Source organism: Stenotrophomonas sp. 17(2023), from assembly GCF_030345315.1.
In the GTDB taxonomy this organism is placed as follows: Bacteria; Pseudomonadota; Gammaproteobacteria; order Xanthomonadales; family Xanthomonadaceae; genus Stenotrophomonas; species Stenotrophomonas acidaminiphila.
Genome location: NZ_CP128405.1, coordinates 3,636,799 through 3,661,702 on the forward strand (window position 1 = coordinate 3,636,799; position 24,904 = coordinate 3,661,702).

24 protein-coding genes are annotated in these 24,904 nt (G+C 69.9%); 12 read left to right on the forward strand and 12 right to left on the reverse strand.

Features of this window, described 5'->3' with window-relative positions; all coding sequences use genetic code 11:
* The first annotated feature begins 251 nt into the window (after positions 1–251).
* The 6 genes from QQA12_RS16340 (at position 252) to QQA12_RS16365 (ending at position 4,426) form a co-directional block, all read left to right on the forward strand.
* On the forward strand, positions 252–1,040 hold the full coding sequence (locus tag QQA12_RS16340) for an ABC transporter ATP-binding protein (protein WP_182335715.1): 789 nt from the start codon (positions 252–254) through the stop codon (positions 1,038–1,040).
* Positions 1,040–1,789 (forward strand): MlaE family lipid ABC transporter permease subunit, encoded by a 750-nt coding sequence (locus QQA12_RS16345; protein ID WP_054668497.1) that lies wholly within the window; start codon positions 1,040–1,042, stop codon positions 1,787–1,789. The genes QQA12_RS16340 and QQA12_RS16345 overlap by 1 nt, the downstream gene beginning before the upstream one ends.
* 107 nt (positions 1,790–1,896) lie before the next feature.
* Positions 1,897–2,415, forward strand: coding sequence for an outer membrane lipid asymmetry maintenance protein MlaD (mlaD, locus tag QQA12_RS16350; RefSeq protein WP_054668498.1), 519 nt, complete (start codon positions 1,897–1,899; stop codon positions 2,413–2,415).
* A gap of 2 nt (positions 2,416–2,417) precedes the next feature.
* A complete protein-coding gene (locus tag QQA12_RS16355) occupies positions 2,418–3,092 on the forward strand; it encodes an ABC transporter substrate-binding protein (protein WP_226049882.1) in 675 nt (224 codons plus the stop codon).
* Positions 3,082–3,390: an STAS domain-containing protein gene (locus tag QQA12_RS16360; protein ID WP_056931408.1), complete on the forward strand. Its 309-nt coding sequence runs from the start codon at positions 3,082–3,084 to the stop codon at positions 3,388–3,390. Before QQA12_RS16355 ends, QQA12_RS16360 begins: the two co-directional genes overlap by 11 nt.
* A gap of 1 nt (position 3,391) precedes the next feature.
* Positions 3,392–4,426 carry an MlaA family lipoprotein gene (locus QQA12_RS16365; RefSeq protein ID WP_226049883.1) on the forward strand — a complete coding sequence of 345 codons (1,035 nt, stop codon included), beginning with the start codon at positions 3,392–3,394 and terminating at the stop codon, positions 4,424–4,426.
* A gap of 85 nt (positions 4,427–4,511) precedes the next feature.
* Here QQA12_RS16365 and QQA12_RS16370 read toward each other — a convergent pair whose 3' ends face one another.
* The 3 genes from QQA12_RS16370 to rmuC are packed head-to-tail and all read right to left on the reverse strand — an operon-like array spanning position 4,512 to position 6,885.
* Positions 4,512–4,694 (reverse strand): hypothetical protein, encoded by a 183-nt coding sequence (locus QQA12_RS16370; RefSeq protein WP_054668502.1) that lies wholly within the window; start codon positions 4,692–4,694, stop codon positions 4,512–4,514.
* Positions 4,695–4,738: 44 nt separating this feature from the next.
* Positions 4,739–5,284: a glutathione peroxidase gene (locus QQA12_RS16375; RefSeq protein ID WP_226049884.1), complete on the reverse strand. Its 546-nt coding sequence runs from the start codon at positions 5,282–5,284 to the stop codon at positions 4,739–4,741.
* A 53-nt stretch (positions 5,285–5,337) separates the two neighbouring features.
* The gene (gene rmuC / locus QQA12_RS16380; protein ID WP_226049885.1) at positions 5,338–6,885 is read right to left on the reverse strand and encodes a DNA recombination protein RmuC; all 1,548 of its coding nucleotides are present in this window, start codon (positions 6,883–6,885) and stop codon (positions 5,338–5,340) included.
* An 81-nt stretch (positions 6,886–6,966) separates the two neighbouring features.
* On the opposite strand from rmuC, the gene QQA12_RS16385 reads away from it, so the two are divergent.
* The 4 genes from QQA12_RS16385 to QQA12_RS16400 all read left to right on the forward strand — a co-directional run bounded on the left by QQA12_RS16385 (position 6,967) and on the right by QQA12_RS16400 (position 10,171).
* On the forward strand, positions 6,967–7,500 hold the full coding sequence (locus QQA12_RS16385) for a nucleoside 2-deoxyribosyltransferase domain-containing protein (protein WP_056931412.1): 534 nt from the start codon (positions 6,967–6,969) through the stop codon (positions 7,498–7,500).
* Positions 7,501–7,519: 19 nt separating this feature from the next.
* Positions 7,520–8,143 carry a leucine efflux protein LeuE gene (gene leuE / locus QQA12_RS16390; RefSeq protein WP_226049886.1) on the forward strand — a complete coding sequence of 208 codons (624 nt, stop codon included), beginning with the start codon at positions 7,520–7,522 and terminating at the stop codon, positions 8,141–8,143.
* Between the two features lie 22 nt (positions 8,144–8,165).
* Positions 8,166–8,525: a DUF488 family protein gene (locus QQA12_RS16395; protein ID WP_056931413.1), complete on the forward strand. Its 360-nt coding sequence runs from the start codon at positions 8,166–8,168 to the stop codon at positions 8,523–8,525.
* 206 nt (positions 8,526–8,731) lie between these two features.
* On the forward strand, positions 8,732–10,171 hold the full coding sequence (locus QQA12_RS16400) for an amino acid permease (protein ID WP_054668508.1): 1,440 nt from the start codon (positions 8,732–8,734) through the stop codon (positions 10,169–10,171).
* A gap of 255 nt (positions 10,172–10,426) precedes the next feature.
* Here the strand turns inward: QQA12_RS16400 and QQA12_RS16405 are convergent, their stop codons facing one another.
* Positions 10,427–11,668, reverse strand: a complete 1,242-nt coding sequence (locus QQA12_RS16405) for a dipeptidase (protein WP_226049887.1) — start codon at positions 11,666–11,668, stop codon at positions 10,427–10,429.
* A 153-nt stretch (positions 11,669–11,821) separates the two neighbouring features.
* The gene (locus tag QQA12_RS16410; RefSeq protein WP_226049888.1) at positions 11,822–12,991 is read right to left on the reverse strand and encodes a class I SAM-dependent rRNA methyltransferase; all 1,170 of its coding nucleotides are present in this window, start codon (positions 12,989–12,991) and stop codon (positions 11,822–11,824) included.
* A gap of 276 nt (positions 12,992–13,267) precedes the next feature.
* Here QQA12_RS16410 and QQA12_RS16415 point away from each other — a divergent pair, with 276 nt between their 5' ends.
* Both QQA12_RS16415 and QQA12_RS16420 read left to right on the forward strand, forming a co-directional pair.
* Positions 13,268–14,227 carry a TerC family protein gene (locus tag QQA12_RS16415; RefSeq protein WP_054668838.1) on the forward strand — a complete coding sequence of 320 codons (960 nt, stop codon included), beginning with the start codon at positions 13,268–13,270 and terminating at the stop codon, positions 14,225–14,227.
* Positions 14,228–14,324: 97 nt separating this feature from the next.
* Entirely contained in the window at positions 14,325–15,116 is a 792-nt protein-coding gene (locus QQA12_RS16420) for a rhomboid family intramembrane serine protease (protein WP_226049889.1), read from the forward strand.
* Positions 15,117–15,123: 7 nt separating this feature from the next.
* Here QQA12_RS16420 and QQA12_RS16425 read toward each other — a convergent pair whose 3' ends face one another.
* The 7 genes from QQA12_RS16425 to rpmH all read right to left on the reverse strand — a co-directional run bounded on the left by QQA12_RS16425 (position 15,124) and on the right by rpmH (position 24,651).
* The gene (locus tag QQA12_RS16425) at positions 15,124–16,221 is read right to left on the reverse strand and encodes a glycerophosphodiester phosphodiesterase (RefSeq protein ID WP_226049890.1); all 1,098 of its coding nucleotides are present in this window, start codon (positions 16,219–16,221) and stop codon (positions 15,124–15,126) included.
* A 106-nt stretch (positions 16,222–16,327) separates the two neighbouring features.
* Positions 16,328–17,944, reverse strand: a complete 1,617-nt coding sequence (locus QQA12_RS16430) for an ABC-F family ATP-binding cassette domain-containing protein (RefSeq protein WP_226049891.1) — start codon at positions 17,942–17,944, stop codon at positions 16,328–16,330.
* Positions 17,945–18,136: 192 nt separating this feature from the next.
* Positions 18,137–19,489: a tRNA uridine-5-carboxymethylaminomethyl(34) synthesis GTPase MnmE gene (gene mnmE, locus QQA12_RS16435; protein WP_226049892.1), complete on the reverse strand. Its 1,353-nt coding sequence runs from the start codon at positions 19,487–19,489 to the stop codon at positions 18,137–18,139.
* 3 nt (positions 19,490–19,492) lie between these two features.
* A complete protein-coding gene (locus QQA12_RS16440; RefSeq protein WP_226049893.1) occupies positions 19,493–22,153 on the reverse strand; it encodes a polysaccharide deacetylase family protein in 2,661 nt (886 codons plus the stop codon).
* 145 nt (positions 22,154–22,298) lie between these two features.
* Positions 22,299–24,011 carry a membrane protein insertase YidC gene (gene yidC, locus QQA12_RS16445; protein WP_226049894.1) on the reverse strand — a complete coding sequence of 571 codons (1,713 nt, stop codon included), beginning with the start codon at positions 24,009–24,011 and terminating at the stop codon, positions 22,299–22,301.
* Positions 24,011–24,472 (reverse strand): ribonuclease P protein component, encoded by a 462-nt coding sequence (rnpA, locus tag QQA12_RS16450; protein ID WP_056931421.1) that lies wholly within the window; start codon positions 24,470–24,472, stop codon positions 24,011–24,013. The genes yidC and rnpA overlap by 1 nt, the downstream gene beginning before the upstream one ends.
* A gap of 38 nt (positions 24,473–24,510) precedes the next feature.
* Positions 24,511–24,651 carry a 50S ribosomal protein L34 gene (rpmH, locus tag QQA12_RS16455; RefSeq protein ID WP_006404565.1) on the reverse strand — a complete coding sequence of 47 codons (141 nt, stop codon included), beginning with the start codon at positions 24,649–24,651 and terminating at the stop codon, positions 24,511–24,513.
* Positions 24,652–24,904 lie beyond the last annotated feature (253 nt).

The window sequence follows — 24,904 nt, forward strand, 5'->3', positions numbered from 1 at the left end:
GACTGCGACGCGCGCGGGCGCGACGTGGACGTGGCGGTGATCGGCGGTGGATGGCGCGGGTCGCGTGGCGTCCGCCACGGACGTGGGCACGCGCCGCCGCTGCGCGTGTGACGACACCAGGGAGACTGGGCGTTCCGCGCATGGTCACTGACGCGCGCCGCCGGTACGGCGACAATACTGCACGGTCCAGTTCTCTTTTGTTCAGGCGGACCCGATAATCCTGCCACGTTGGTTTTCCGTTAAAGGCCGCCATGTCCCTTCCCCGGACACCCCTGGTGCAGTTGTCCGACGTCCGCATCGACCGCGGCGGGCGCACGATCCTGCGCGACGTTTCGCTGGACGTGCCGCGTGGCAGCATCACCGCCGTGCTCGGCCCCTCGGGCACCGGCAAGTCGACGCTGCTGGCGGCGCTGACCGGCGAGTTGCGCCCGGTCAGCGGCCAGGTGCGCCTGTTCGGGCAGGACATCCCGCAGGGCAACCGCGCGCTGCTGGAGATGCGCAAGAACATCGGCGTGCTGCTGCAGGGCAACGGCCTGCTGACCGACCTGACGGTCGCCGAGAACGTCGCCCTGCCGCTGCGGACCCACACCCGCCTGGCCGAGCCGGTGCTGCAGCGCCTGGTGCGGATGAAGCTGCACGCGGTGGGCCTGCTGGCCGCGGCCGATGCGTGGCCGCGCGAACTGTCCGGCGGCATGGCGCGGCGCGTGGCGCTGGCCCGCGCGCTGGCGCTGGACCCGCCGCTGATGATCTACGACGAGCCGCTGACCGGGCTGGACCCGATCGCCTCCGGGGTGATCATGAGCCTGATCCAGCGCCTGAACCACAGTCTGGGGCTGACCAGCGTCATCGTCAGCCACCACGTGCACGAGACCCTGCCGATCTGCGACCAGGCGCTGGTCATCGCCAACGAGGGCATCGTGTTCTCCGGTACGCCGGAGCAGTTGCAGGCCAGCAGCGACCCGCTGGTGCGGCAGTTCCTGCACGGCCAGCCCGATGGCCCGATCCCGTTCGATGCCGCCCCGCGGCCGAGGGTTGCCTGATGCCGTTCGTTTCCTCGATCCGCTCGCTGGGCCGCGCCGGCCTGTTCTCGCTGACGGTGCTGCGCGGCTCGCTGCCGACCCGCGACTTCCTGGCCGAGCTGACCCGCGAGATCTACAAGATCGGCGCGCGCTCGCTGCCGATCATCGCCGTGGGCGGTGCCTTCGTCGGCCTGGTGCTGACCCTGCAGGGCTACCGCACGCTGACCACGTTCGGCGCCGCCGACGCGCTGTCCACCCTGCTCGGGCTGTCGCTGTACCGCGAACTGGCGCCGGTGCTGACCGCGCTGCTGTTCATCGGCCGCGCCGGCAGTTCCATCGCCGCCGAGCTGGGGCTGATGCGCGCAACCGACCAGATCAAGGCGCTGGAACTGATGGCCATCGACCCGGTGGCCAAGGCGGTGGCGCCGCGCTTCTGGGCGGCGGTGCTGACCGTGCCGCTGCTGACCGGCGTGTTCTGCTCGCTGGCCATCACCGGCGGCTGGTTCGAGGCGGTGAAGGTGCTGGGCCAGGACAACGGCACGTTCTGGTCGGGGCTGCGCAACAGCGTCGACTTCTGGGACGACTTCGCCGTGGCCCTGCTCAAGTCGGCGATCTTCGGCGGCACCGCGGCACTGGTCGCGGCCTACGTCGGCTTCCATGCCGAGCCCACCATCGAAGGCACCTCGGTGGCCACCACCCGCGCGGTGGTGAACGCCTCGCTGCTGGTGCTGATGTTCAACTTCGTGCTTTCCGCACTGATGTTCCATTGATGCCAATCCCTGCCGGGGACCCGCACGTTCCGGTGCGGGGATCCGACGAACAACCCGCTTCGCCGGCACCGGCGAGGCACCTGCTGGATCAGGAGTGAGACAACAACATGGCCATTCGTGGACCTCGACTCGAATTCTCCGTCGGCGCCTTCCTGCTGCTGGCGCTGGCGTCGCTGCTGGTACTGGCGGTGGCGTCCACCAACCAGCGCTTCGGCATGGGCGGCGGCGACTACGTGCTCAAGGCGCGTTTCAGCCAGGTCGGCCAGCTGCGCCCGCAGGCGCCAGTGAAGGTAGGCGGGGTGACCATCGGCCAAGTGGCCGACATTCAGCTGGACCCCGCTAGATACGACTCCATCGTCACCCTGTCGCTGGACGGAAAGTTCAAGGACCTGCCCGCGGACACCTCGGCCGGCATCTTCACCAGCGGCCTGCTGGGCGAGAGCTACGTCGGCCTGCAGCCGGGCGGCGATCCGGACGTCCTCAAGTCCGGCGACGAGATCGTATTCACGCAGCCGGCGGTGGACCTGATCCAGCTGGTCGGCAAATACATGTTCAGCGGCGGCGGCAACAACGCCACCGAGTCCACCCCGGGCCCCCACCCGACGCCCACCAAGGAAGAACCGTAATCATGAAAACCCGACTGCTCACCACCGTGCTCGCCGCGGCCCTGCTCGCCGCGGCCCCGTCGCTGGCGATGGCGCAGGCGCAGGCGCGCCCGGCGGCCAGCGCCGCGCAGCCTTCGGCCGCCGCGCGCACCGTGCTCGACGCCAGCTCGCGCATCCTGTCCGCGCTGGAAACCCGCCGCAGCGAGTTCCGCGCCAATCCGACCGCGCTGCGCGGCTTCATCGACGGCGAGCTGAGCCGTGGCTTCGACCGCGACTACGCTGCCCGCCTGGTGCTGGGCGTGCATGGCCGCGGCGCCGCCGATGCCGACGTGAAGCTGTTCGCCGACGCGATGGCCGACAACCTGATGGCGCGCTACGGCTCGGCCCTGCTCGATATCCAGGGCAAGCCCAGCTTCCGCTTCAGGGGCGAGGCGCCGTTGCCGGGCAACCGTGGCGTGAAGGTGTCCACCGAACTGGTGCGCGCCGGCGCCGAACCGACCCCGGTCGAATACCTGATGCGCAACGTCGGTGGCCAGTGGAAGATCTTCGACGTGATGATCGAAGGCATCTCCTACGTGCAGACCTTCAAGAACCAGTTCGACGCCCCGCTGCGACAGAAGTCGATCAAGGACGTTGCGGCCGAACTGCGCAACGGCAGCATGCAGGCCACCGCGGGCCCGGCACCCCGTGGCAAGTGACGCCACCGCGCGCGTCGAAGGCGACGCCCTGCACCTGGCCGGCACGCTCGACCGCGCCGCGGCGATCGCGCTGTGGCCGCAGCTGGCGGCGCTGGCCGGCAGGCTGCGGCGGCTCGACCTGAACGCCGTCGAGCGCGTGGACAGCGCCGGGGTGGCGCTGCTGGCCGAGCTGTCTGCACGCATGCGTAGCAATGGCGGCGCTACCATCGCCGGCGCCCCGGTGGGCCTGGACGAGCTGCGCGCGGCGTACCGGCTGTCGCCGGACCTGGATTTCAACGCCTCATCGGCCGAACACTGACATGAGCCTCTTCCGCACCCTTCCCCTCCTGGCTGCCGTGCTCCTGCTGGGCGCCTGCGCCGGCAAACCCGTGCGCGCGACCGCACCGCCCGCCAGCGCCAGCGTCAGCGCGGAGCAGCCCGGCTGCGCGGACGCCGCCGCCTGCGCAGGCGCGCCGGCAACCGCACCGGTGCCGGTGCCGGTTGCCGACACGGCAGCGCAGCCCGCCCAGGCAGCCGGCGACACGGTCGCGGGTACCCCGGCGCAGGCGAGCACGCCCAGCCCGGCCGCGGCGACCGACGCAGAGGATGACTTCGCCGCGCTGTATGGCACCCCGGGCACGGAGGCCGGCAAGGGTGGCGATGGCGCCGCGCCGACCTACGATCCGTGGGAGAAGTACAACCGCCGGATGCACCGCTTCAACCTGGCGGTGGACCGTGGCATCGCCCGTCCGCTGGCCACCGCCTACGTGAACGTGGTGCCGCGCGTGGCGCGGACCGGGGTCAGCAACTTCTTCAGCAACCTGCGCTTGCCGGTGACCATGGTCAACCAGCTGCTGCAGGGCCATGGCGACGACGCCTGGGACTCGCTGGGCCGGTTCCTGATGAACTCCACGCTCGGCATCGGCGGCCTGTTCGACCCTGCCAGCAAGGCCATGGTGCCGCGCCGCAGCGAGGATTTCGGGCAGACCCTGGGTGCCTGGGGCTGGCGCCAGTCGCGCTACGTGGAACTTCCGTTCTTCGGCCCGCGCACCGTGCGCGACGTGTTCGGGCTGGCCGGCGACGTACCGTTGTCGCCGCTGCGCCGGGTGGAGATGGACAGGCTGCGCGTCGGGCTGCAGGGCCTGCAGCTGGTCGATACCCGCGTGCAGCTGCTGTCGCTGGACGACATCCGCGACAACGCGGTGGACGAGTACGCGCTGACCCGCGATGCCTGGCTGCAGCGGCGCAATTACCAGATCGAGAAGGACCTGCGCCACGGCACCCGCCGCCACGGCGACGACGAGCAGACCACCATCCCGGTCGATGCGATGCCGATGCCCGACTGGGGCCACTGAACGCGCTGTCGGTGATGCATGGAAAAAAGCCCGGGAAATCCCGGGCTTTTTTTTCTGGACCGGTGGCGGCGCCCTGGACCGGAGCTCAACGGCCGCCCGGGCGCGGGGATGCCTGGAGCACCAGCAGCAGCGTGGCCAGCGGGCCAGGCAGCAGCGACAGCAGCCCCCAGTTCATGCCACTGCGTCCCTTGCCCTGGGCGAGACCGGCGTTGATGAGCGCCAGGGTGAACCAGCCGACCGCGAACCCACCGGAATTGCCTGCAGTCATCCTGCGATTGCCTCTTCAGTCTGCTGCCCGGCGCGGGTCGCGGCTCAGGCCGCCAGCGCGGCGTCGATCGCCGCGCGCAGGCCCGCGTCATCGGCGGTGGTGTCCGGCGAGAAGCGGCCGATGACCTGCCCGTCCCTGCCGACCAGGAACTTCTCGAAGTTCCACAGGATGCCCGGCGCCGGGTTGGGTTCGATGCCGAAACCAACCAGCTTCTCGCGCATCGGGCCTTCGCCGGTGGCCACCGGCTGCGCCGCGACCAGCTGCTGGTACAGCGGATGCACGTCGGCACCGGCGACGCTGATCTTGGCGAACATCGGGAAGGTCACGTCGTAGGTCAGCGAGCAGAACTGGCGGATCTCGTCCTCGCTGCCCGGCTCCTGGCCGTTGAAGTTGTTGGCCGGGAAACCCAGTACTTCCAGGCCGGCGTCCTTCTTCTCGCGGTAGAGCTTTTCCAGCCCTTCGTACTGCGGCGTCAGCCCGCACTTGGAGGCGACGTTGACCACCAGCAGCACCTTGCCGGCATGGTCGCCAAGCGAGGCCGGGGTACCGTCGAGGGTGGTCAGGGGGATGTCCTGGATGGAAGTGGTCATGGCGGTTCCTGCCGGGGAGAATGGAGCGCAAGCATAAACCGGCTTCACGCCGGTCATGCATCGCTGGAATCGGTGCCCTGCTCCTCGCCGTCATCGTCGTTGCCAAGGTCGCCGAGCAGCGCCTGCGACGCATCGGCGGACAACGACTCCACGCCGCGCAGCTTGCGCTCGATGGTGCGGGTCTTGCGGCTGGCGTCGCCCAGGCTTTTGCCGACGGTGTTGATCTGCTTCTCGGCCTTCTCGAGGATGCCGGCGAACTTGCCGAACTCACCCTTCACCGCGCCGAGCAGGCTCCACACTTCCGAGGAGCGCTGTTCGATGGCCAGGGTGCGGAAGCCCATCTGCAGGCTGTTGAGCAGGGCAGTTACGGTGGTGGGGCCGGCGATGACCACCCGGTGCTCGCGCTGCAGGACGTCCACCAGCCCCGGACGGCGGATCGCCTCGGCGTACAGCCCCTCGGTCGGCAGGAACATCACCGCGAAGTCGGTGGTATGGGGTGGCGCGATGTACTTGTCGCAGATCGAACGGGCCTGCACGCGCAGCGCGCGTTCGAGCTGGTTGCCGCTGGCGCGTACCGCCTCCTGGTCGCCCGCTTCCTGCGCGTCGAGCAGGCGCTCGTAGTCCTCGCGCGGGAACTTGGAATCGATCGGCAGCCACACCGGCGTGTCGTCGCGACCGCGCCCGGGCAGGCGCACGGCGAAATCCACCATCTCGTTGCCATCCGGGCGCAGCTTCACGCCGCGCGCGTACTGCTCGACGGTGAGGGTCTGCTCGAGAATGCCATCCAGCTGCACCTCGCCCCAGCCACCACGGTTCTTGACGTTGCTGAGCACGCGCTTGAGATCGCCGACGCCGGTGGCCAGCTGCTGCATCTCGCCCAGGCCCCGCTGCACCTGCTCCAGCCGTTCGGAGACCAGCTTGAAGGACGAATCCAGGCGCGTGTTGAGCGTGCTCTGCAACTTCTCGTCCACGGTCTGGCGCATCAGTTCGAGCTTGGCATCGTTGCCGGCCTGCAGGTCCTTCAGCCGCGCCTCCAGCGTCTGCCGCATCTCGCCGATGCGTTGCTCGTTGCGCTGGGTGAGTTCGGCCAGGCGCTGGCCCTGCATCTCGCCAAAGCGCTGCAGTGCATCGCCGCTCTCCTGCCGGCCCTTGCGCGTTTCCTCGAGCAGCGCCGCCTGCAGCGCGGCCAGCTGCTTGGCGAACAGTTCCATGCGCACGTGCTGCTGCTGGCCAAAGGCATCGAGCTGCCCGCGCACGTCCTGCAGCCGGGCATCCAGCAGCTGTGCCATCTGCTGGCGGGCGCCGGCGTTTTCCTCGCGGCCCTTGCGCGCATCGTCGGTGAGGCTGTCACGCAGCAGGTCCAGGCGCTGGTCGGTGCGGGTGGACAGATCGGTGAGGTTGCGGCTGAAGCCGTCCATGCGCGCGTCCTGCTGGCGCGACATGCCTTCGAGCTGCTCGCGCAGTTCGCCACGGCCGCTGCGCTGCTCCTCGCGCAGCACGCCTTCCAGCCCGGCATTGCCGGAACGACGGACCAGCAGCACCAGCTGCAGCACGATGACGGCCAGCAGCAGGCCGGCAAGGATCAGGGTTTCGGTTTGCATGGGACAAAGTGTAGCCCCGCGCGTCTCAACGGCTGCGCCGCTTCTGCGATCATGCGTGTCCCCCATGCTCCCCGCCATGCCATGAAGCCGTTGCTGCTGTCCTGCCTGTTGCTGCTGTCTCCGGTCGCCATGGCGGGTTCGCAGACCATCACCTCGCCGGCCGCCATTCCCGGGGACGATGCGCGGCCCACGGTGTTCCTGGCCGGCAGCATCGAAATGGGCAGGGCCGGTGACTGGCAACGGCAGGTACAGCAGGCGCTGGCCGATGAGGACGTGCTGCTGCTCAACCCGCGCCGCGCCGACTGGAACCCGGCGTGGCGCGCCGAAGCCGACGAGCCGGAGTTCCGCCGCCAGGTCGAATGGGAGCTGGCCGCACTGGAACGGGCCGACATCGTGCTGATGTACTTCGCACCGGGCACGCAGAGTCCGGTCACTCTGCTCGAATTCGGCCTGTATGCGCGCTCGGGCAAGCTGCTGGTGGCCGCACCGGCAGGTTTCTGGCGCAAGGGCAACCTGGACATCACCGGTGACCGCTACGGGGTGCCGCGGCATGACGACCTGCCGGCGCTGATCGCCGCGGTGAAACGGCGCCTTGCCGCGCAGCGCGCGCGCTGAGCCTGCCGGGACCAACGCCATGCCGTGGATGGGCATCAACGACCTGGGCACCTTCGTGGTGGCCGTCATCCTGTTCCTGATGCTGCCCGGGCCGGGCACCTTCACCCTGCTCACCGCCACCGCGCGCGGCGGCGTGCGCGCCGGCTACGCGACACTGGCGGGGCTGATGCTGGGCGACCAGATCCTGATCGCCATCGCCGCCACCGGCGTGGCCGCGCTGCTGAAGGCGCACCCGCTGCTGTTCGCCGGCCTGCGCTACGTCGGCGCGGCCTACCTGGTCTGGGTCGGCCTGCAACTGCTGCGCGAACCGGCCGCCGTGGCCGGCGCGACAGCACAGCAGTGGGGCCGGCGCTGGTTCCGGCAGGCGTTGCTGGTGGGCATGCTCAACCCCAAGGCGATCCTGTTCTACATGGCGTTCTTCCCGCTGTTCATCGACCCGGCCACGCAGCGCGGTGCGTTGACCCTGGGGCTGATGGCCGGGTTGATCGCGGTATTGAGCGTGGGCTGGTGCTCGGTGCTGATCTTCGGCGGCCAGTTCATCGCCCGGCGCCTGGCCGGGTACCCGCGGGTGGGCGTGTGGCTGCGGCGCGCGGTCGGCGTATGCTTGATCGCATTCGGGGTACGGCTCGGACTGGAAGGCTGAGCCCCGGCGCCGGGAGGTCGGCATGCACATCCACTGCAAGCGCGCCTATGAAGCCGCCACCGCCACCGATGGCCAGCGCTTCCTGGTCGATCGTCTGTGGCCGCGCGGGATCAGCCACGCCCGGTTGCAGGCGCAGTGGCTCAAGGAGGTGGCGCCCAGCGACGCGCTGCGGCAGTGGTTCGACCACCGCGCCGAGCGCTGGGACGCGTTCCGCCAGCGCTACTGGCGCGAGCTGGCCGCGCAGCCACGGCTGCTGGCGCCGCTGCGCGATGCGCTGGACGCCGGGCCGGTGACCCTGGTGTACGGCGCCCGCGACACCTTGCACAACCAGGCCGTGGCCCTGCGCGACTACCTGCTGGCGCACCCGCGCCGGACCGCGTAGCGCGGCCAGCCCGCCGCTACGCGCAGGCCACCGGGACGCGGCCTCGGCGCGGCAACCGTCCGGGCATCCGGTTTTGTGCCGGATCCGTCGCCCCGGCCACCGCCCATCGCCAAAGCCCATGAAAGCAGCGGGAAATTCTGGCTTTGCTGCGCTGCGTTCGGCGAAACTCGGCCCCTTTCCCGAATACCACGAACCGCGAGGTCCGCATGCAGTCCTGGCTCCGGCGCAAATCCATCGACCAGCTCACCCAGCACGAGGAAGGCCGCCGGCTGATTCCTTCGCTGAGCTGGCCCCACCTGGTCGCGCTGGGCATCGGCGCCATCGTCGGCACCGGCATCTACACCCTGATCGGCGTGGGCGCGGACAAGGCCGGCCCGGCGGTGCTGATCTCGTTCGTCGTCGCCGGCATCGTCTGCGCCTGCGCGGCGCTGGCCTACGCCGAGCTGTCGACGATGATGCCGGCCGCAGGCAGCGCGTACACCTACAGCTACAGCGCACTGGGCGAGACCATCGCCTGGGTGGTGGGCTGGAGCCTGATCCTGGAGTACTCGCTGGTGGTCAGCACGGTGGCGGTGGGCTGGTCGGGCTATTTCGTCGGTTTCCTGGAGTGGCTGCATACCTCCTTCGGCTGGAACGTGGTGCTGCCGCCATCGCTGGCCGCCGGCCCGCACGTGGAAGGCGGCTTCCTCAACGTGCCGGCCATCGTCATCACCTTCCTGGTCGCCGGCATGCTGATCGCCGGCACCCGCGAGAGCGCCACGGTCAACGCGGTGCTGGTGGTGTTCAAGCTGATCGCGCTGGCGGTGTTCGTGTGGGTGGCATTGCCCGCGTTCGACCCGGCCAACCTGCAGCCGTTCATGCCCTACGGCTTCCCCAAGTCGGTCGGTCCGGACGGCGTGGAGCGCGGGGTGATGGCCGCGGCGGCGATCATCTTCTTCGCGTTCTACGGCTTCGATGCGATCTCCACCGCCGCCGAGGAAACCAAGAACCCCAAGCGCGACCTGTCGATCGGCATCGTCGGCTCGATGGTCGGCTGCACCCTGATCTACCTGCTGGTGGCGCTGGCCGCGGTCGGTGCCATGAGCTACACCGTGTTCGGCAAGAGCGCCGAGCCGCTGGCGCTGATCATGCGCGAACTGGGCCACGGCACCGCCGCGCTGGTGATCGGCGTGGTCGCGATCATCGCCCTGCCGACCGTGCTGCTGGCGTTCTTCTATGGCCAGAGCCGCATCTTCTTCGTGATGTCGCGCGACGGCCTGCTGCCGCGCGGGCTGTCGCTGGTGAACAAGCGCACCGGCACCCCGGTGACCATCACCGTGTTCACCGCGGTGCTGGTGGCCGCGCTGGCCGGGGTGGCGCGCCTGGACGAGATCGCCGCGCTGGCCAACGCCGGCACGCTGGCCGCGTTCACCGCGGTCGGCCTGTGCCTGCTGGTGCTGCGCAGGCGCGAACCCGGCCGCGCACGTACCTTCCGCACGCCGCTGGCCTGGGTGGTCGGCCCGATCGCGATCCTGGGCTGCATCTACCTGTTCTTCAGCCTGCCCACCCGGACCCAGCTGTGGTTCGCGCTGTGGAACGTGTTCGGGCTGGTGGTCTACGTGCTGTACAGCCGCCGCAACGCGGTGCTGGGCAGGCAGGCGGGCTGACGCCGGCGGCACCCCCGCCGCGGGCGGGGGCGTGCGTCGACCTGCACGGACAACGCACGCGCGGGGTGAGCGCCGGGGCTTCGCGCCCGGGTGCGGAGCGCAGCGCGCGGCCGTGATCGGCCGCGGACAGACAGGCCGGGCCTGGAACCGGCGGTGCCGCTGCCCCGGCATGGAAAGCGCCGCGCGTGCAGCGTTGGTCGTCGCCGTCGCGCGGCCAGCGCGGCCACGCGACGTGCCTCAGGCAACGACGGCCGGTTACTTGGCGCCGTTCTTCGCCGCGTAGTCCTGCGCCTGGCGCATCACCCGCAGCACATTGCCGCTCCAGATATTGGCGATCTGCGCGTCGCTCAGGCCGCGGCGCTGCAGCCAGGCGGTGATCTTGGGCAGGTCGGTGACGTCGGTCATGCCCGGCAGGCCGCCACCGCCATCCCAGTCCATGCCGATGCCGACGTGGTCGGGACCGACGACGTCGAGCAGGTGGGCGAAATGGACGAAGAAGTCGTCCAGCGTCGCCCGCCGGCGTGGCAGCCGCTGGTCCAGCTCGGCCATCCCGCGCGCCAGTTCCACGCCCTTCTCGATCGGCATGCCGTCCCAGCCGCCGAGCCGCTTCTCCAGGTCTTCCTCGGCCTGCTTGCGCTCCGGGCTGGGGGTCTCGTCCAGGAGATAGCCGCCATAGGCGTTGACCTGGATCACCCCGCCCTTGGCGGCGAGCTGGCGCAGGCGCGCGTCATCGAGGTTGCGCGGATGGTCGAACACCGCCTTGGCGGCGCTGTGCGAGAGGATGAACGGCACCGGCAGCAGCGTCGCCAGGTCGTCGAACACCGCGTCGGAGGCATGCGACTGGTCGATCACGATGCCCAGCCGCACCGCCTCCTGGACCAGTGCCTTTCCGGCCGGGCTCAGCCCCTTCCACTCCGCGCCCTTGGGGTCGGTGGCCGAATCGGCGAACTCGTTGTTGGCGAAGTGCACGGTGGACAGCAGGCGCAGGCCGGCCTTGTGGTAGAAGCCCAGCAGCGACGGGTCGGCCACCAGCGGGCTGCCGTTCTCCATGCTGATGTAGACCACGCGCTTGCCGGCCGCCTTGATCCGCGCCGCATCGTCGGCGGTGAGCGCCAGCTGGAACCTGTCCGGGTGCGCGGCCAGCATTTCGCGGATCTCCATCAGCCGCAGCAGGCCGTGGTCACGCTCGGCCAGGTGCGCGGCGGCGCTGCGGTCGCCCTGGTCGGTGTAGATCGCCCAGAAGCCGCCGTCGAGCGCCCCCTCGAGCATGCGCGGGTAGTCCACCTGCGACAGCGCGTTGCGGTCATGGCGGTGCAGGATGTCGAAGCCGGGCCGGGCCAGATTGGCCGGGGTGTCCAGGTGGCTGTCCAGGGTCAGCAGGCGTTGCTGCAGCGCCTTGGCACGGGCCAGTTCGGCCTGGGTGAAGTCGACCGCCTGGGCGGACAGCGGTGCGCCCAGCACAAGGGCGAGCAGCAGGGACAGACGACACAGCGGCATGCGGGCCTCGGCCTTTGGGAGAAGGCCACGACCATACCGCCGCCGCGGCGCGGACCGGTAGTACCCGCCGTTGCCAAGGCCATAGCCGCCGGGCATGGCTCCCGATCCGCGCGCTATGGGAGCGACCGTTGCCGCTCCCCTGGAATGCCGGGCTCAGTCCACCACGCGGCAGAACACCGCCTTGAGGTAGCGCGATTCGGGCACGTGGGCCATGAACGGGTGGTCCGGGCCGGCGCCGGCCACCTTCAGGATCTGCAGGGTGCGGCCGGCGTAGAACGCGGCGCGGCGCAGCATGTCCAGGAACTGGTCCTCGGCCACCAGGCCGGTGCAGGAGAAGGTGGCGAACAGGCCACCGGGCTTGACCACGCCCAGCGCCAGCTTGTTCATGTCCAGGTATTTCTTCAGCGCGTTGATGACCTGGTCGCGGTCGCGGGTCATCTTGGCCGGGTCCAGGATCACCACGTCGTACTGCTCGCCGCGGTTGGCGGCATCGCGCAGCCACGGAAAGATGTCGGCCTGCACGAACTTCGGCCGGGCGTTGTTGAGCCGGGCGTTGCCCTTGGCGATCTGGATCACGTCCTGGTCGATGTCCACGCCCAGCACCTCGCTGGCACCGCGCGCGGCCGCGTACACGGCGAAGCCGCCGGTGTTGCAGCACAGATCGAGCACGCTCCTGCCTTCGACCTGCTGGCTCAGCCACTGCCGGTTCTCGCGCTGGTCGGCGAAGAAGCCGGTCTTGTGCGCGCCGGCCGGGTCGGCGCGGAACTTGATGCCATGCTCGGTGATCACCGCCGGTTCGGTGGTGGTGTTGCCGTGGAAATCGAAGCTCTCCTGCTTCTGCACGTGTTCGTCGGCGAAGCTGTGGAAGCGGCAACCCGGGAACTGCGCGCGCAGCGCCTCGTAGATCCACTCGCGGTGGCGGAACATGCCGGCGGCGAAGAACTCGACCACGATCAGGTCGTCGTAGCGGTCCACCACCAGCCCGGACAGGCCGTCGCCCTCGCTGTGCACCACGCGCCACGCGTTGGACACCTGGTCCAGCCTGAGCACGTCACGGCGCAGCGACACCGCCTCGGCGATCTTGGCCGCGAACCAGGCTTGGTCCACGTCCACGTCGCGGCGGGTTTCCAGGATGCGCACGGCGATGCGCGAGTGGCCGTTGTAGAAGCCGCGGCCGATCCACTCCCCGTCCACCCCGACCACGTCGACGATGGTGCCGGGCTTGGGCTTGGCGACGGGCTTTTCGACCAGCTTCTGGAAAATCCACGGGTGGCTGGAGCGCCACGCGTTCTTCAGGCGTACGACGGGAAGGGGGGTATTCATGGCGACATTGTAACGGGCGCCGGGCCACCGCCGCGGCGCGTTCATTGACGGCAAAGCCTCCAGGCCGCACTATCTGCGGCTGAAGGGGAGTAGCTCCCAGACGTTGTCGCCGTCAGTTCGAGCCGCAAGGCTCCGGTGCAGCGGCAGTCCCGGTTCCGGGACTGTGAGCAAGACCTTCGCCGCATAGGCGAAGCTCTGTCCCCGGTCTCCCCGATTCCGTGTCCAGTTCTTGGCCCCTGCGGTCCCCAGAACCTCCACATGACCGGAACTCCCATGATCCAGACAATCGGTAATCCCTGGCTTTGGGGCGGCTTCATCGCCGTCGTCATCGCCGCCCTGTTGATCGACCTGGTGCTGATGCGCCACGGCGGCCCGCACAAGGTCACCTTCAAGGAAGCCCTGCTGTGGTCGATCGGCTGGGTCGCCCTGGCGCTGGCCTTCAATGCCGGCCTCTGGTACTACCTGAACGAGACCGCCGGTACCGCGGTGGCCAACGAGATCGGCCTGCAGTTCCTGACCGGCTACCTGATCGAGAAGGCGTTGGCGGTCGACAACATCTTCGTCTTCCTGCTGATCATGGGCTACTTCGCGGTGCCCGAGACGGCACGGCAGCGGGTGCTGATCATCGGCATCCTGGGGGCGATCGCGCTGCGTACGGTGATGATCTTCGCCGGTACCGTGCTGGTCAGCCAGTTCCATTGGCTGCTCTACGTGTTCGGTGCGTTCCTGTTGTTCACCGGCTGGAAGATGTGGTTCGCCGCCGGCCAGGAACCGAGCCTGGACGACAACCCCGCGCTGAAGTTCATGCGCAGGCACCTGCGCATCACCCATGAGTACAACGGCAACCGCCTGCTGGCCGAGAAGAACGGCGTGCGCTGGTTCACCCCGATGTTCGTGGTGCTGGTGCTGATCGCGGTCACCGACGTGATCTTCGCGGTGGACTCGATCCCGGCGATCTTCGCCATCACCACCGACCCGTTCGTGGTGCTGACCTCCAACGTGTTCGCGGTGCTGGGCCTGCGCGCGATGTTCTTCCTGCTGGCCGGCATGGCCGACCGCTTCCACCTGCTGCCGTACGGCCTGGCGGTGATCCTGGGCTTCATCGGCGCCAAGATGCTGCTGATCGACGTGTTCAAGATCCCGGTGCCGGTGTCGCTGGGCGTGGTCGCCGCGATCCTGGTGGTGACGGTGGTGCTCAGCCTGAAGCTGCCGCCCAAGGGCGGGCACAAGGCCTGATCCGCGGGGCACGGCTCCGATTGTCCCGCCGGTGGCACACCGGCGTCCCGACGCGGCGCCCTTGCATTCACTGCAGGGCGCCGCAATCCCGAAAGCCATGGACACTTCCAACACGCCCGCCGCCGGCGACACCCCGGCCACCGACCGCAGCGACCGCCGGCGCGTACTGCGCGCCTTCAACCTGAGCCTGGGCTTCGTGCTGCTGCTGGTGGCGCTGTTCGCGCTGCAGCAGACCGGCTGGGACTGGCGGCCGTGGACAGTGGGCCCGCACGACACCGGCGGCCTGCTGGGCCTGCTCGGCGCGCCACTGCTGCACGGTTCGATCGAACACCTGGCCGCCAACGCGACCGCCCTGCTGATCCTGGGCACCCTGGCCGGCAGCGTCTACCCGAAGGCCACCGTGCGCGCACTGCCGCTGCTGTGGCTGGGGTCGGGTATCGGCGCGTGGATGCTGGGCGAACCCGGCAGCCACCACCTGGGCGCCAGCGGCGTCACCCATGGCCTGATGTTCCTGGTGCTGGGGCTGGGCCTGCTGCGCCGCGACCGCGCCGCCATCGCCGCCGGCATGATCGGCGTGCTGTTCTACGGGGGCATGGTGATGACCGTGCTGCCGCACGAGCCGGGCGTGTCGTGGCAGTCGCACATGGGCGGTGCCGCCGCCGGCGTGATCGCCGCCCTGCTGTTCCGCCATGCCGACCCGCTGGCGCCGCGCAAGCGCTACAGCTGGGAAGACGAGGACGAGGAAGACGACGCCGATGCGCCGCTGGCCGATGCCGAGCTGGAGCCGCCGTCGCCCGGCCAGGTGCCGGTGCTGTGGCAGCCGCGCGAGGGCCGCGACTACGAGGTGGTGGTGCAGCTGCGGCCACGCCCACGGCGCGATCCGTCGTAACCGCGCCTCAGCCGTCGCCACCGGCGACAGGCGCGTCCCCGTCCACCGCACGCCGGCCCAGCGCCGGATCGTCGGTGAAGAAGGCATCGATCCCGGCCTGCAGATAGGCGCGGATCTCGGCCACCGAACCCTGCGGATTGCGCGCATTGGCCGCCCCCTGGCGCAGCGCCGGCGGCAGGAACGGGTTTTCCGGGCGGAACGTATAGGCCACCACCTGCAGGCCGGCGGCATGCGCGTCGGCGATCAGCGGCGTGGGCGCGCCGAGCCGGCCCTGCGCGTCGAGCGGCAGCAGGGCACGGCGCTCGACCCCGATCGCATCGGCATAGCCGGCCACCTCGCGCAGGCCTGCCGGCGTGGCCATGCGCGCGTAGGTCAGGTCGCCGCCGGCCAGCACCACGTCGGCCGGCATGGCCTGGGCTTCGCCCAGCAGCTGCAGCAGGCGGATGTTGGATTGCCGGCCGATGCGCGCGCGCAGCTGGCGCAGGTTGGCGGTTTCGAACGACTGCACCAGGATCGGCGCGACGTGGGTGTAGGGGTTGCCGCGCAGGGCATCGAGCAGGCGCTCCTCCATCGGCAGGCCGATGCCGCGGAAGTAGCTGCCATGCTTGATCTCCGGCGCCAGCCCGATGCCGCGCCCGCTGCGCCGCGCCTGCTGCACCACGAACGCGATGATCTCCTCCAGCGTGGCGATGCGGAACTCGCCGTCGAACGCGGTACCGCGCAGCTCGGGCAGGCGCTCGCGGGCGCGCAGGGTTTTCAGTTCGGCCAGGGTGAAGTCTTCGCTGAACCAGCCCTCGACGCGCTTGCCGTCGACCAGCTTGGTGGTGCGGCGCGCAGCGAACTCCGGGTGCGCGGCGACGTCGGTGGTGCCGCCGATCTCGTTCTCGTGGCGCGCGACCATCACCCCGTCGCGGGTCATCACCAGGTCCGGCTCGATGTAGTCGGCGCCATCGACGATGGCCTGCGCGTAGGACGCCAGGGTGTGCTCGGGCAGCAGCGCGCTGGCGCCGCGGTGCGCATACACCGAAACCTGCGCGGACGATGGGGCGGGAACGGCGGCCATTGCCGTCGAGGATGCCACGCACAACCCTGCTACTACCGCCATCACCGCTCTGCCGAACACCGCGCGCTCCCGTTGCCGCCATCGAAGGAAGCGGGAGTGTGCGCGGCGGATATGACCGGCATGGGACACGCCCTGCGGCTGCCGGGTTTCATGGCGGCAGCCGGCACCAGCCCCCGGCGCCGGCGTGCAGCCGGCCGGTGATGCCGATGCCGTGCAGGAACGCCTCGTCGTGCGCGGCCACCAGCAGCGTGCCGGGCCATTGCCGCAACATTGCTTCCAGCGCCTGCATCGCCTCCAGGTCGAGGTGGTTGGCCGGTTCGTCCAGCAGCAACAGCTGCGCCGGCGGCTGCGCGTACAGGGCGCAGGCGAGCGCCAGCTTCATGCGCTCGCCGCCGCTGAGCGCGGCAACCGGCTGCCCCGCATGGCCGGCGTCCAGGCCCAGCAACGCCAACCGGGTGCGCAGCTCGGCCTCGCCGGTCGACGGACCGGCATGGCGCAGCTGCTCCAGCGCCGTGGCCTGCGGCAGCGGCAGGGACAGATGCTGGTCCAGCCAGGCGTGCGGCGCGTTCACCTGCACCCTGCCGCCCCGCGCCGGCAGCCGCCCCGCAAGCACCTGCAGCAGCACCGACTTGCCGCTGCCATTGCGGCCGGTGAGCGCGAGCCGCTCGCCCCGCCCCAGCAGCAGATCGATCCGCGCCAGCGGGCCATCGACGAATGGCAGCACCACGTCCTGCAGCATGGCCACGCGGGCGGGCGCGGGGCCGGCGTCGACCGCCGGCAGCAACACCACCGGCGCAGCGGCATCGACCTGCGCCGCCGCCTGCCGCACCTGTTCGTCGAGCTGTGCGCGCTGCTGCTGCTGTTGCAGCTGCGCCTTGCCGGCACTGGCCTGGGCCCGCTGTTTCTGCCGGCCCAGCAGGATCGGCGCCTGGTTGGCGTGCGCGGCCTGGCGGTCGCCGCGCGTGGCGCGGCGTTCGCGCTGTTCCTGCTGTTCGCGCAGCGCCCGTTCGCCCTGGCGGCGTTCGTGGCGCCGCTGCTGCAGCGTGTCCGCGGCCAGGCGCCGCTGCTCGCTGCTGCGCGCCGCGTAGAAGTCGTAGTTGCCGCCATGGCTGCGCAGCCCGAGCGCGGACAGCTCGACGATACGCTGCATGTCGCCCAGCAGTTCGCGGTCATGGCTGACCACCAGCAGGCCGCGCGGCCAGCGCCGCAGCTGTTCGCGCAGCAGCTGCCGCCCGGCCGCGTCGAGATGGTTGCTGGGCTCGTCCAGGACCAGGAAGTCGGCATCGGACAGGAACGCACCGGCCAGCGCCACGCGCATGCGCTGGCCACCGCTGAGCCGGCACGCCGGCATGGCCGCCGACACGCCGTGCAGCTGCATCCGTTCCAGCTCGGCCTGCAGGTGTTCGCGCAGCTGCCAGCGCTCGCCCAGCGCTTCGAAATCGGCGACGTCGCTGCTGCCCTGCTCGATGCGCTGCAGGGCCGCGAGCGCATCGCCCAGGCCGGCCAGGTCGGCGACGCTGGCCCCGGGCGCCACGTCGATCTGCTGCGGCAACCAGGCCACCGGCCCCGAACGCAGGCAGCGCCCGCGGGCAGGCGCCAGGCGACCGGCCAGCAGCCGCGCCAGCACGCTCTTGCCCACGCCATTGCGCCCGACCAGCCCGGTGCGCCGGGCGTCGAAGGTTTCGTCCAGATCGGAAAACAGCAGCCTGCCGTCAGGCAGCTGCCAGGAGACGCGTTCAAGCGTCATGAAGGGAGTCGTGGTCATTGCATTCCATCCATGCCCGGATCACCCGGCTGCCAGCGGCAGCGGGACTTCGCGAGGCCTCGCCAGCGCGTGCTGGCGGGGCGGGCATCAATGGCGCATTGGACCGGACTCCTTCGGAAAGCGGGGGCCGCCATCGCGGCGACCAGGCCAGACTACCCGGGGCTCGATGAACGTTTCAATGCCGGTGGCCGGTCACTTGCCGATGCAGAAGCTCGAAAAGATCCGACCCAGCAGGTCGTCGGCGGTCATGCGGCCGGTGATTTCGCCCAGTGCCTGGTGCGCCAGGCGCAGTTCCTCGGCCGCCAGTTCCAGGTGGTCGTGGCGCAGCTGCGCATCGGCATCGTCCAGGTGCGCGGCGGCCAGGGCGATGGCCTGCACATGGCGCAGGCGCGCGGAGAATTCGCCCTGCTGGCCTTCGCCGCCGGCCCCCTCGCCGGCCAGCTGGCGCAGGCGCGCGTGTAGTTGCTCCAGGCCCTGCCCGCTGGCGGCGGACAACGCGATGCTGTCCGCGTCCGGCGGCTGCGGCCACTGCGGCAGCAGGTCGCATTTGTTGAGTACCCACAGCTGGCGCGTGGCCTGGGCCGCGGCATCGCCGATGGCCTGGCGGCCGGCATCCGGGTCGCGCGCATCGAGTACCACGATGGCCAGGTCGGCCCGCTGCATCTCCTCGCGGGCGCGCCGCATGCCCTCGCGCTCGATGGTATCGCCGCCTTCGCGCAGGCCGGCGGTGTCGACCAGCTCCAGCTCCAGGCCATCGATGCGGATGGTCTCGCGCAGGGTGTCGCGGGTGGTGCCGGCGATATCGGTGACGATGGCGCGCTCGCTGCCGGCCAGGGCGTTGAGCAGCGAGCTCTTGCCGGCGTTGGGCGGACCGATCAGCACCGCATGCAGGCCGTCACGCAGCTTGCGGCCGCGCTCGGCATCGACGCGCAGCCGCGCCAGCGCCTCGCGTGCCTGGGCGACGCCGGCACGCACCTGCGCCCCGCCCAGCGTATCCAGGGGTTCGTCGGCAAAATCGATGGCGGCCTCGACGTGGATGCGTAGCCGCACCAGCTGTTCGGCCACGTCCTCGACGCGACGCGAGAACACGCCGTCGAGCGAGCGGCGGGCGGCGCGCGCGGCGCGCACGTCACCGGCGGCGATCAGGTCGGCGATGGCCTCGGCCTGGGCCAGGTCGAGTTTGCCGTTGAGGAAGGCGCGCTCGCTGAACTCGCCGGCGCGGGCCTGGCGCGCACCGAGGGCGATGCAGCGCTCCAGCAGCTGGCGCAGGACCACCGGGCTGCCATGGCCCTGCAGTTCCACCACGTCTTCGCCGGTGAAGCTGCGCGGACCGGGGAAGTACAACGCGATGCCGTCGTCGATCACCTCGCCCGCCGAATCGCGGAAGCGTGCGTAGTGGGCGTGGCGCGGCCGCAGCGCGGGGCAACCGAGCCCACGTGCGATCGGCGCCGACAGCGGGCCGGAAAGACGCACGATGCCGACGCCGCCCGCAGCGGCGCCGCTGGCGATGGCGATGATGGTGTCGCGGCGGGCGCTGTCGTTCATGGCTTACAGCTTCTGCAGCTGCGCGCGGGCCTGCGCGGCGCCGCTGCCCTGCGGCTGCAGTTCCAGGTAGGTAAGATAGGCCTGCCTGGCCCGGGGCGCGTCGCCGGCATGGACATACGCATCGCCGAGGTTGAGGTAGGCCACCGCGCGCGAGGGGTCGATCTTCAGTGTGTTCTCCAGCCAGCGCGCCGCTTCCGCGTAGCGTTGCTGGCGGTAGTAGACGAAGCCCAGGTTGTTGGCGGCCTGGGCGAAATCAGGACGCAGCTTCAGCGCCTCGGTGAACTGCGCCACCGCCTCGTCGTAGCGCTTCTCGCGGTACAGCTGCAGGCCGCGGTCGTTGGCCTGCTGGGCGCGCTGGCGATCGGACGCCGGCACCGCCGCCGGCACCACCAGCGTGCTGCTGCCGCCCTGCAGGCCGGCCACCTTCACCGTCGCGTCGATGCCTCCCTGCGCCGCATCGGCGCGGCTGTTGAGCGCGATGGCATCGGCCGAGAGCTGGGCGCTGCCGGCGTTGAGGAACTCCTGGCTGTCCGGTACCTGGAACACGAACTCGCCGCCCTGCGAACCGGGCAGGCTGCCGAACGCCGGCGTCTGCCGCGAGACCGCCGAGACCGCCGGCGCGACGTAGGCCGCCAGTTCGGTGCCGGTGATCAGGCCGTCGCCGTTGAGGTCGCCCTTGCCGGACAGTGCCTGCAGCAGCACCCAGGTGAACACCGAATGGCCGTTGGGCCCGCTGTCGGCGACCTGCTGGTCGGCGCCACCGGCGGTGAGCATCTGCCGCGCGGTGCGCCGCGCATTCTCGCGCAGGAACGACGACGAGGCCGGGCCGCCGCGGGTCAGCCCCAGGCCGCTGTAGCAGGCATCCATCACGAACAGCACATGCTTGGCCTGCAGGCTCTCGGCGATGTTCTGCACGTCGGTCATGGCGATCGCATCGGTGGCGAACTCGCGCGGATCCGAATCGACCGGGATGATGTAGCCGAGGTCGCGCCCGGAGGCGAGCTGGCGGGTGGCGCCATGGCCGGCGAAGAACACGAACACGCGGTCGTTCTTCTGCGTGCGGCCATCGGACAGGCGGTCGTGGAATGCGGCCAGGATGTTGTTGCGGGTGGCATCGCGGTTCTTCAGCACGATCACCTGCGAGGAAGGGAAGCCGAACTGGCCGGTCAGGGCATCGGCCACTGCCTGCGCATCGCGGCTGGCGTATTCGAGCTTCGGCCACTTCGCGTAGTCGTCGATGCCGATCACGATGGCCCAGGATTTTTCGTAACCGGTGGTGACGGTGGCCGCGTTGCCGGCGTCGCGGCGCGCGCGGCTGACGGAGAAGTCGCGTCCGTTCCAGCCGGCGAACTGGTAGCCGTCGGCGATCAGCCTGTCCAGGATCTGCGGCAGCGCCTTCACCGCGCGGTCGTGGATGTCGTGGAACAGGATGATGCCGCGCTGTTCCTTCTGCACCTGCGCGAGCACGCGCTGCACGATGGACTCCGGCACCGGGTCGGCCCAGTCCATCGAATCGATGTTCCACATGATCGATTTGAGGCCGGCTTCGCCGAGCAGCTGCAGGCCCTCGGCGTTGCGCGCGCCATACGGAAAGCGGAACAGCGGCGCGCGCTCGCCACCGACACGGCGCAGCAGCGCATCGGTGCCCAGCACCTGCTCGCGCAGCGCGTCGCCACTGGTACGCGACAACTGCGCGTGGGTCAGGCTGTGGTTGCCCACCGCATAACCGTCGGCCATCAGCTGGCGGCTGATCCCGGCCATCGCACCCAGCGCCACCGTGCCATCGGCGCCGACCGTACCGATGTTGCGGCCGACCTCGAAGAACACGCCCGGCACGTCGTAGCGCTTGAGGATGGCGCTGATCTCCTCGGTATGAGCCTTGTGCGGGCCATCGTCGAAGGTCAGCACCACGGTCTTGGCCGGCAGGTCGCGGCCGAAGATCTCGCGCTCGCTGTCCTTCATCGACATCGGGTACGGCTCGATCACGCCGTGGTCGCGCAGGATCGCCTCGCGGTCGTAGCGCGTGCGCAGGTGGGCGAGGTAGTCCTCCCACTTCTCGCGCTTGAGCGCGATGGCGCGGGTGCGCTCGAAGCGGCTGAAGATGCGGGTGACTTCCTGGTTGTAGTTGCGCTCGATCTCGTCCAGCGCCTCCAGGTCCTCGCCGATGCGCTGGTGCAGCTTCACCGCCGGCAGCGAGGAGTCGGCACCGACCCGCGCGTGCAGGTCGCGCAGTACCTCGCGGAACGCCAGGCGGTCGGCGTCGAACAGGTCCGGCGCCGATTCGATGTAGTCGAGTACCGCGCCGAGCGTGGCGAACCGCTGCGGGCTGGCGGTGCGCAGCAGCGTATCGAACTGCGCGGCGATCGCGTCGCGCTCCTCCAGTCCCTGGTGGAACAACTGCTGGCCGATGCGGGTGGAGGTGGCGCGGTCGCGCTCGGCCTGCGTGTCCTCGTCGGCCAGCAGCACGATGATGCGGCGGTGGCTGTCCAGTTGCTTCTGCAGCGCCGCCAGCAGCGGAGCGGCAGCCGGATCGGCCGCCGTGGCCTGGCCGGGTGCCGGCGCCGCCGCGGGAGGCGCGGCGCCCTGTCCCCCTCCGCACCCGCCCAGCAACGCGGCGATCGCGATCGGCAACAGGAAACCGCGCAGGGCTGGAAGACGGGACATGGCAGGCGAAGACAGGCGGGGGCCGGACGATTCTAGTGGAGCCGCGCGTGTACCGCTGGCCCCGCCGCAGTCGCGGGAGTCCCCGCGGGCGGCGGCGGCGTGCGCCGCACATGCGAAAAGCCCGCCTTGCGGCGGGCTTTCGCGGTTACTTGGCTTCGGCCTTGGCCGGCGGCGTCGGTGCGTCCTCGCCGTGCTTCTTGGTCATCCACCACTGCTGGGCCAGGCTCAGGCCGCCGTTGACCACCCAGTACAGCACCAGGCCGGACGGCATGAAGGCCATCATGACGCCGAACACCAGCGGCATGAACTGCATCATCTTCTGCTGCATCGGGTCCATGCCCGGCGCCGGCGTCAGCTTCTGCGTGAACCACATCACCGCCACGTTGATCACCGGCAGGATGAAGTACGGATCGCGCGCGGTCAGGTCCTGGATCCACGCGAACCACGGCGCCTGGCGCAGTTCCACCGATTCCACCAGCACCCAGTACAGGGCGAAGAAGATCGGCATCTGGATCAGCAGCGGCAGGCAGCCGCCCATCGGGTTGATCTTTTCCTTCTTGTACAGCTCCATCATCGCGGTCTGGAACTTCTGGCGGTCGTCGCCATAGCGCTCCTTGAGCTGGGCGATGCGCGGCTGGAACTTGCGCATCTTGGCCTGCGACTTGTACTGCGCGTTGGCCAGCGGGAACAGTGCCAGCTTGAGCAGGATCACCAGGCCGATGATCGACCAGCCCCAGTTGCCGACCAGCTTGTGGACCTGGTTCATCACCCAGAACAGGCCCTGGCCGATGATCGCCATCAGCGAGAAACGGCTGTAGTCGACCACGCGCTCCAGGCCGGGCACGTCTTCCTTGGCGATCTGGTTGACCAGCTTCGGGCCGACCCACAGGCGTGCCTGGGTGCTGACCTTCTGGCCCGGGGCCACGGTGAAGCCCGGGCCGCGCGCCTCGATCACGTTGCGCGGGCCGTTCTGCGAAAGCAGGTACAGCGAGGCCTGGTCGGCCTGCGGGATCCACGCGGTGAAGAAGTGGTGCTGCAGCATCGCCACCCAGCCACCGGTGATGGTCTGGTTGAGGTTGCCGTCCTCCAGGTAGTCGGCGAAGGGCCGGCGCTGGTACTTCTTGTCGTTGTCGTACCAGGTGGCGCCGTTGAAGCTGAAGGAATCGGGGTTGGTCATGCTGCGGCTGAGCACCGCCGGCACGCGGTCCAGCTTGCGGAACACATAGCCCTGCCACGGCGTGGTGCCGGCATTGACCACTTCATCCTTGACGCCGATGGCGTAGTCGCCGCGCTTGAAGGTGTAGGTGCGGTGGATGCTGACGCCATTGGGGCCGTTCCAGACGAACGGCACCTGCAGCTCGCTCTGGCCATCGGCCAGGGTGTATTCCTTCGCCCCCTGGGTCGGCTGGAAGCCGTTGGCGCCCGGCGCGGCCGAGCCGCCCTGGCCAACCCAGCCGCTGGTGGCGCTGTACGGATGCGCCTTTTCCTCGGTCAGCAGCTGCACCGGCGGGCTGCCGGCGGCCTTGGTCTGCGGGAACTGCAGCAGGTCGGCGTCGAGCACACTGCGGCCATCGAGCACCAGCTTCAGCACGTCGGTGGTGACGCTCACGCGGCTGGCGGCGGTGGCCGCTTCCATGGCCGGTGCCGGGGCGGCCGGGGCCTGTCCCGGAACCGCCGCCTGCGGCACGTTGCCGGCGGCCGGCGGGGCCAGGTCGGCGTCGTTGGCGGCCGGCACCGCCGGCTGGGTCGCGGCGACGGTGGCCGGGTCCGGCGCGTTCTTCTCGCGGCCCCACTCCATCCACAGCAGCACCGCCACCATCAGCCAGGCGAAAATCAGGAATACACGGGTCTGGTTCATCAGCAGGCAGGCTCGGCTCGACCAGGCAGGGTGCCTGGCGCATTCAAGGAAGAAGAGGGTTCGTTGCCCTCGCGCGGCGGCATTGTGCCGTCAGCGACCACGGCGGGCAATGCGCCGGCACGGCGGAGCAGGCGTTCGAACGCCTCGCGGATCTGCCGGTTGCTGGCAAGTTTGGCCGCCGAGCGGGCGACAACGACGTAGTCACCCCCGGCCATGCCTGCCCGGAGGTGGCGTGTGGCATCGCGCAGCACACGCTTGATACGGTTGCGCCCCACCGCATGCGTATCGACCTTGCGTGACACGGCCAGGCCCAGCCGGGCGGGGGAATCCCCTTTCAGCCAGTGCAGTGTCATCAGCGGGTCGGATACACGGCGGGCGCCGTTGAAGACCGTTGTATATTCGGCACGCGTACGAACCCGCGCAGAGCGAGGAAATCGCTTGCGCGGGTCGGTGCTGCTCACGATCGGAGTTGCATCTGCCGCACGGGGCGGCAACGCAATCAAGCGCTGAGGACTTTGCGGCCCTTGGCGCGGCGACGCGACAGGATCTTGCGGCCGTCAGCGGTCTTCATACGCGCGCGGAAGCCGTGATCGCGCTTGCGCTTGAGGTTGCTGGGTTGGAACGTGCGCTTGGTGGCCATGGGGGCACCTGTATGAATGGGACGGAAAGAACCGGAAATTCTATAGACCCTACCCCCATCGCGTCAAGCCATGTCCGCCTTTCGTGCAGGGATTTCATCCACAGGCTGTGGATGGTTCTGTGAACAAGTCAGGGACAAGCATTCCCGCCCCCGCCGCGCGGTGGTAGTCTGGGCCATCCACTTTCCCCCTATCCGGCACGTGGCCGGGCGGCTTCGCTGCGCCCGTCCCGCGTGCCTTCGACGATTATTCCTG

Excerpts from the sequence above, each read along its gene's own strand:
- QQA12_RS16340 (WP_182335715.1), top strand. The coding sequence starts at position 252 with ATGTCCCTTCCCCGGACACCCCTGGTGCAGTTGTCCGACGTCCGCATC.
- QQA12_RS16345 (WP_054668497.1), top strand. The coding sequence starts at position 1,040 with ATGCCGTTCGTTTCCTCGATCCGCTCGCTGGGCCGCGCCGGCCTGTTC.
- mlaD (WP_054668498.1), top strand. The coding sequence starts at position 1,897 with ATGGCCATTCGTGGACCTCGACTCGAATTCTCCGTCGGCGCCTTCCTG.
- QQA12_RS16355 (WP_226049882.1), top strand. The coding sequence starts at position 2,418 with ATGAAAACCCGACTGCTCACCACCGTGCTCGCCGCGGCCCTGCTCGCC.
- QQA12_RS16365 (WP_226049883.1), top strand. The coding sequence starts at position 3,392 with ATGAGCCTCTTCCGCACCCTTCCCCTCCTGGCTGCCGTGCTCCTGCTG.
- QQA12_RS16370 (WP_054668502.1), bottom strand. The coding sequence starts at position 4,694 with ATGACTGCAGGCAATTCCGGTGGGTTCGCGGTCGGCTGGTTCACCCTG.
- QQA12_RS16375 (WP_226049884.1), bottom strand. The coding sequence starts at position 5,284 with ATGACCACTTCCATCCAGGACATCCCCCTGACCACCCTCGACGGTACC.
- rmuC (WP_226049885.1), bottom strand. The coding sequence starts at position 6,885 with ATGCAAACCGAAACCCTGATCCTTGCCGGCCTGCTGCTGGCCGTCATC.
- QQA12_RS16385 (WP_056931412.1), top strand. The coding sequence starts at position 6,967 with ATGAAGCCGTTGCTGCTGTCCTGCCTGTTGCTGCTGTCTCCGGTCGCC.
- leuE (WP_226049886.1), top strand. The coding sequence starts at position 7,520 with ATGCCGTGGATGGGCATCAACGACCTGGGCACCTTCGTGGTGGCCGTC.
- QQA12_RS16395 (WP_056931413.1), top strand. The coding sequence starts at position 8,166 with ATGCACATCCACTGCAAGCGCGCCTATGAAGCCGCCACCGCCACCGAT.
- QQA12_RS16400 (WP_054668508.1), top strand. The coding sequence starts at position 8,732 with ATGCAGTCCTGGCTCCGGCGCAAATCCATCGACCAGCTCACCCAGCAC.
- QQA12_RS16405 (WP_226049887.1), bottom strand. The coding sequence starts at position 11,668 with ATGCCGCTGTGTCGTCTGTCCCTGCTGCTCGCCCTTGTGCTGGGCGCA.
- QQA12_RS16410 (WP_226049888.1), bottom strand. The coding sequence starts at position 12,991 with ATGAATACCCCCCTTCCCGTCGTACGCCTGAAGAACGCGTGGCGCTCC.
- QQA12_RS16420 (WP_226049889.1), top strand. The coding sequence starts at position 14,325 with ATGGACACTTCCAACACGCCCGCCGCCGGCGACACCCCGGCCACCGAC.
- QQA12_RS16425 (WP_226049890.1), bottom strand. The coding sequence starts at position 16,221 with ATGGCGGTAGTAGCAGGGTTGTGCGTGGCATCCTCGACGGCAATGGCC.
- QQA12_RS16430 (WP_226049891.1), bottom strand. The coding sequence starts at position 17,944 with ATGACCACGACTCCCTTCATGACGCTTGAACGCGTCTCCTGGCAGCTG.
- mnmE (WP_226049892.1), bottom strand. The coding sequence starts at position 19,489 with ATGAACGACAGCGCCCGCCGCGACACCATCATCGCCATCGCCAGCGGC.
- QQA12_RS16440 (WP_226049893.1), bottom strand. The coding sequence starts at position 22,153 with ATGTCCCGTCTTCCAGCCCTGCGCGGTTTCCTGTTGCCGATCGCGATC.
- yidC (WP_226049894.1), bottom strand. The coding sequence starts at position 24,011 with ATGAACCAGACCCGTGTATTCCTGATTTTCGCCTGGCTGATGGTGGCG.
- rpmH (WP_006404565.1), bottom strand. The coding sequence starts at position 24,651 with ATGGCCACCAAGCGCACGTTCCAACCCAGCAACCTCAAGCGCAAGCGC.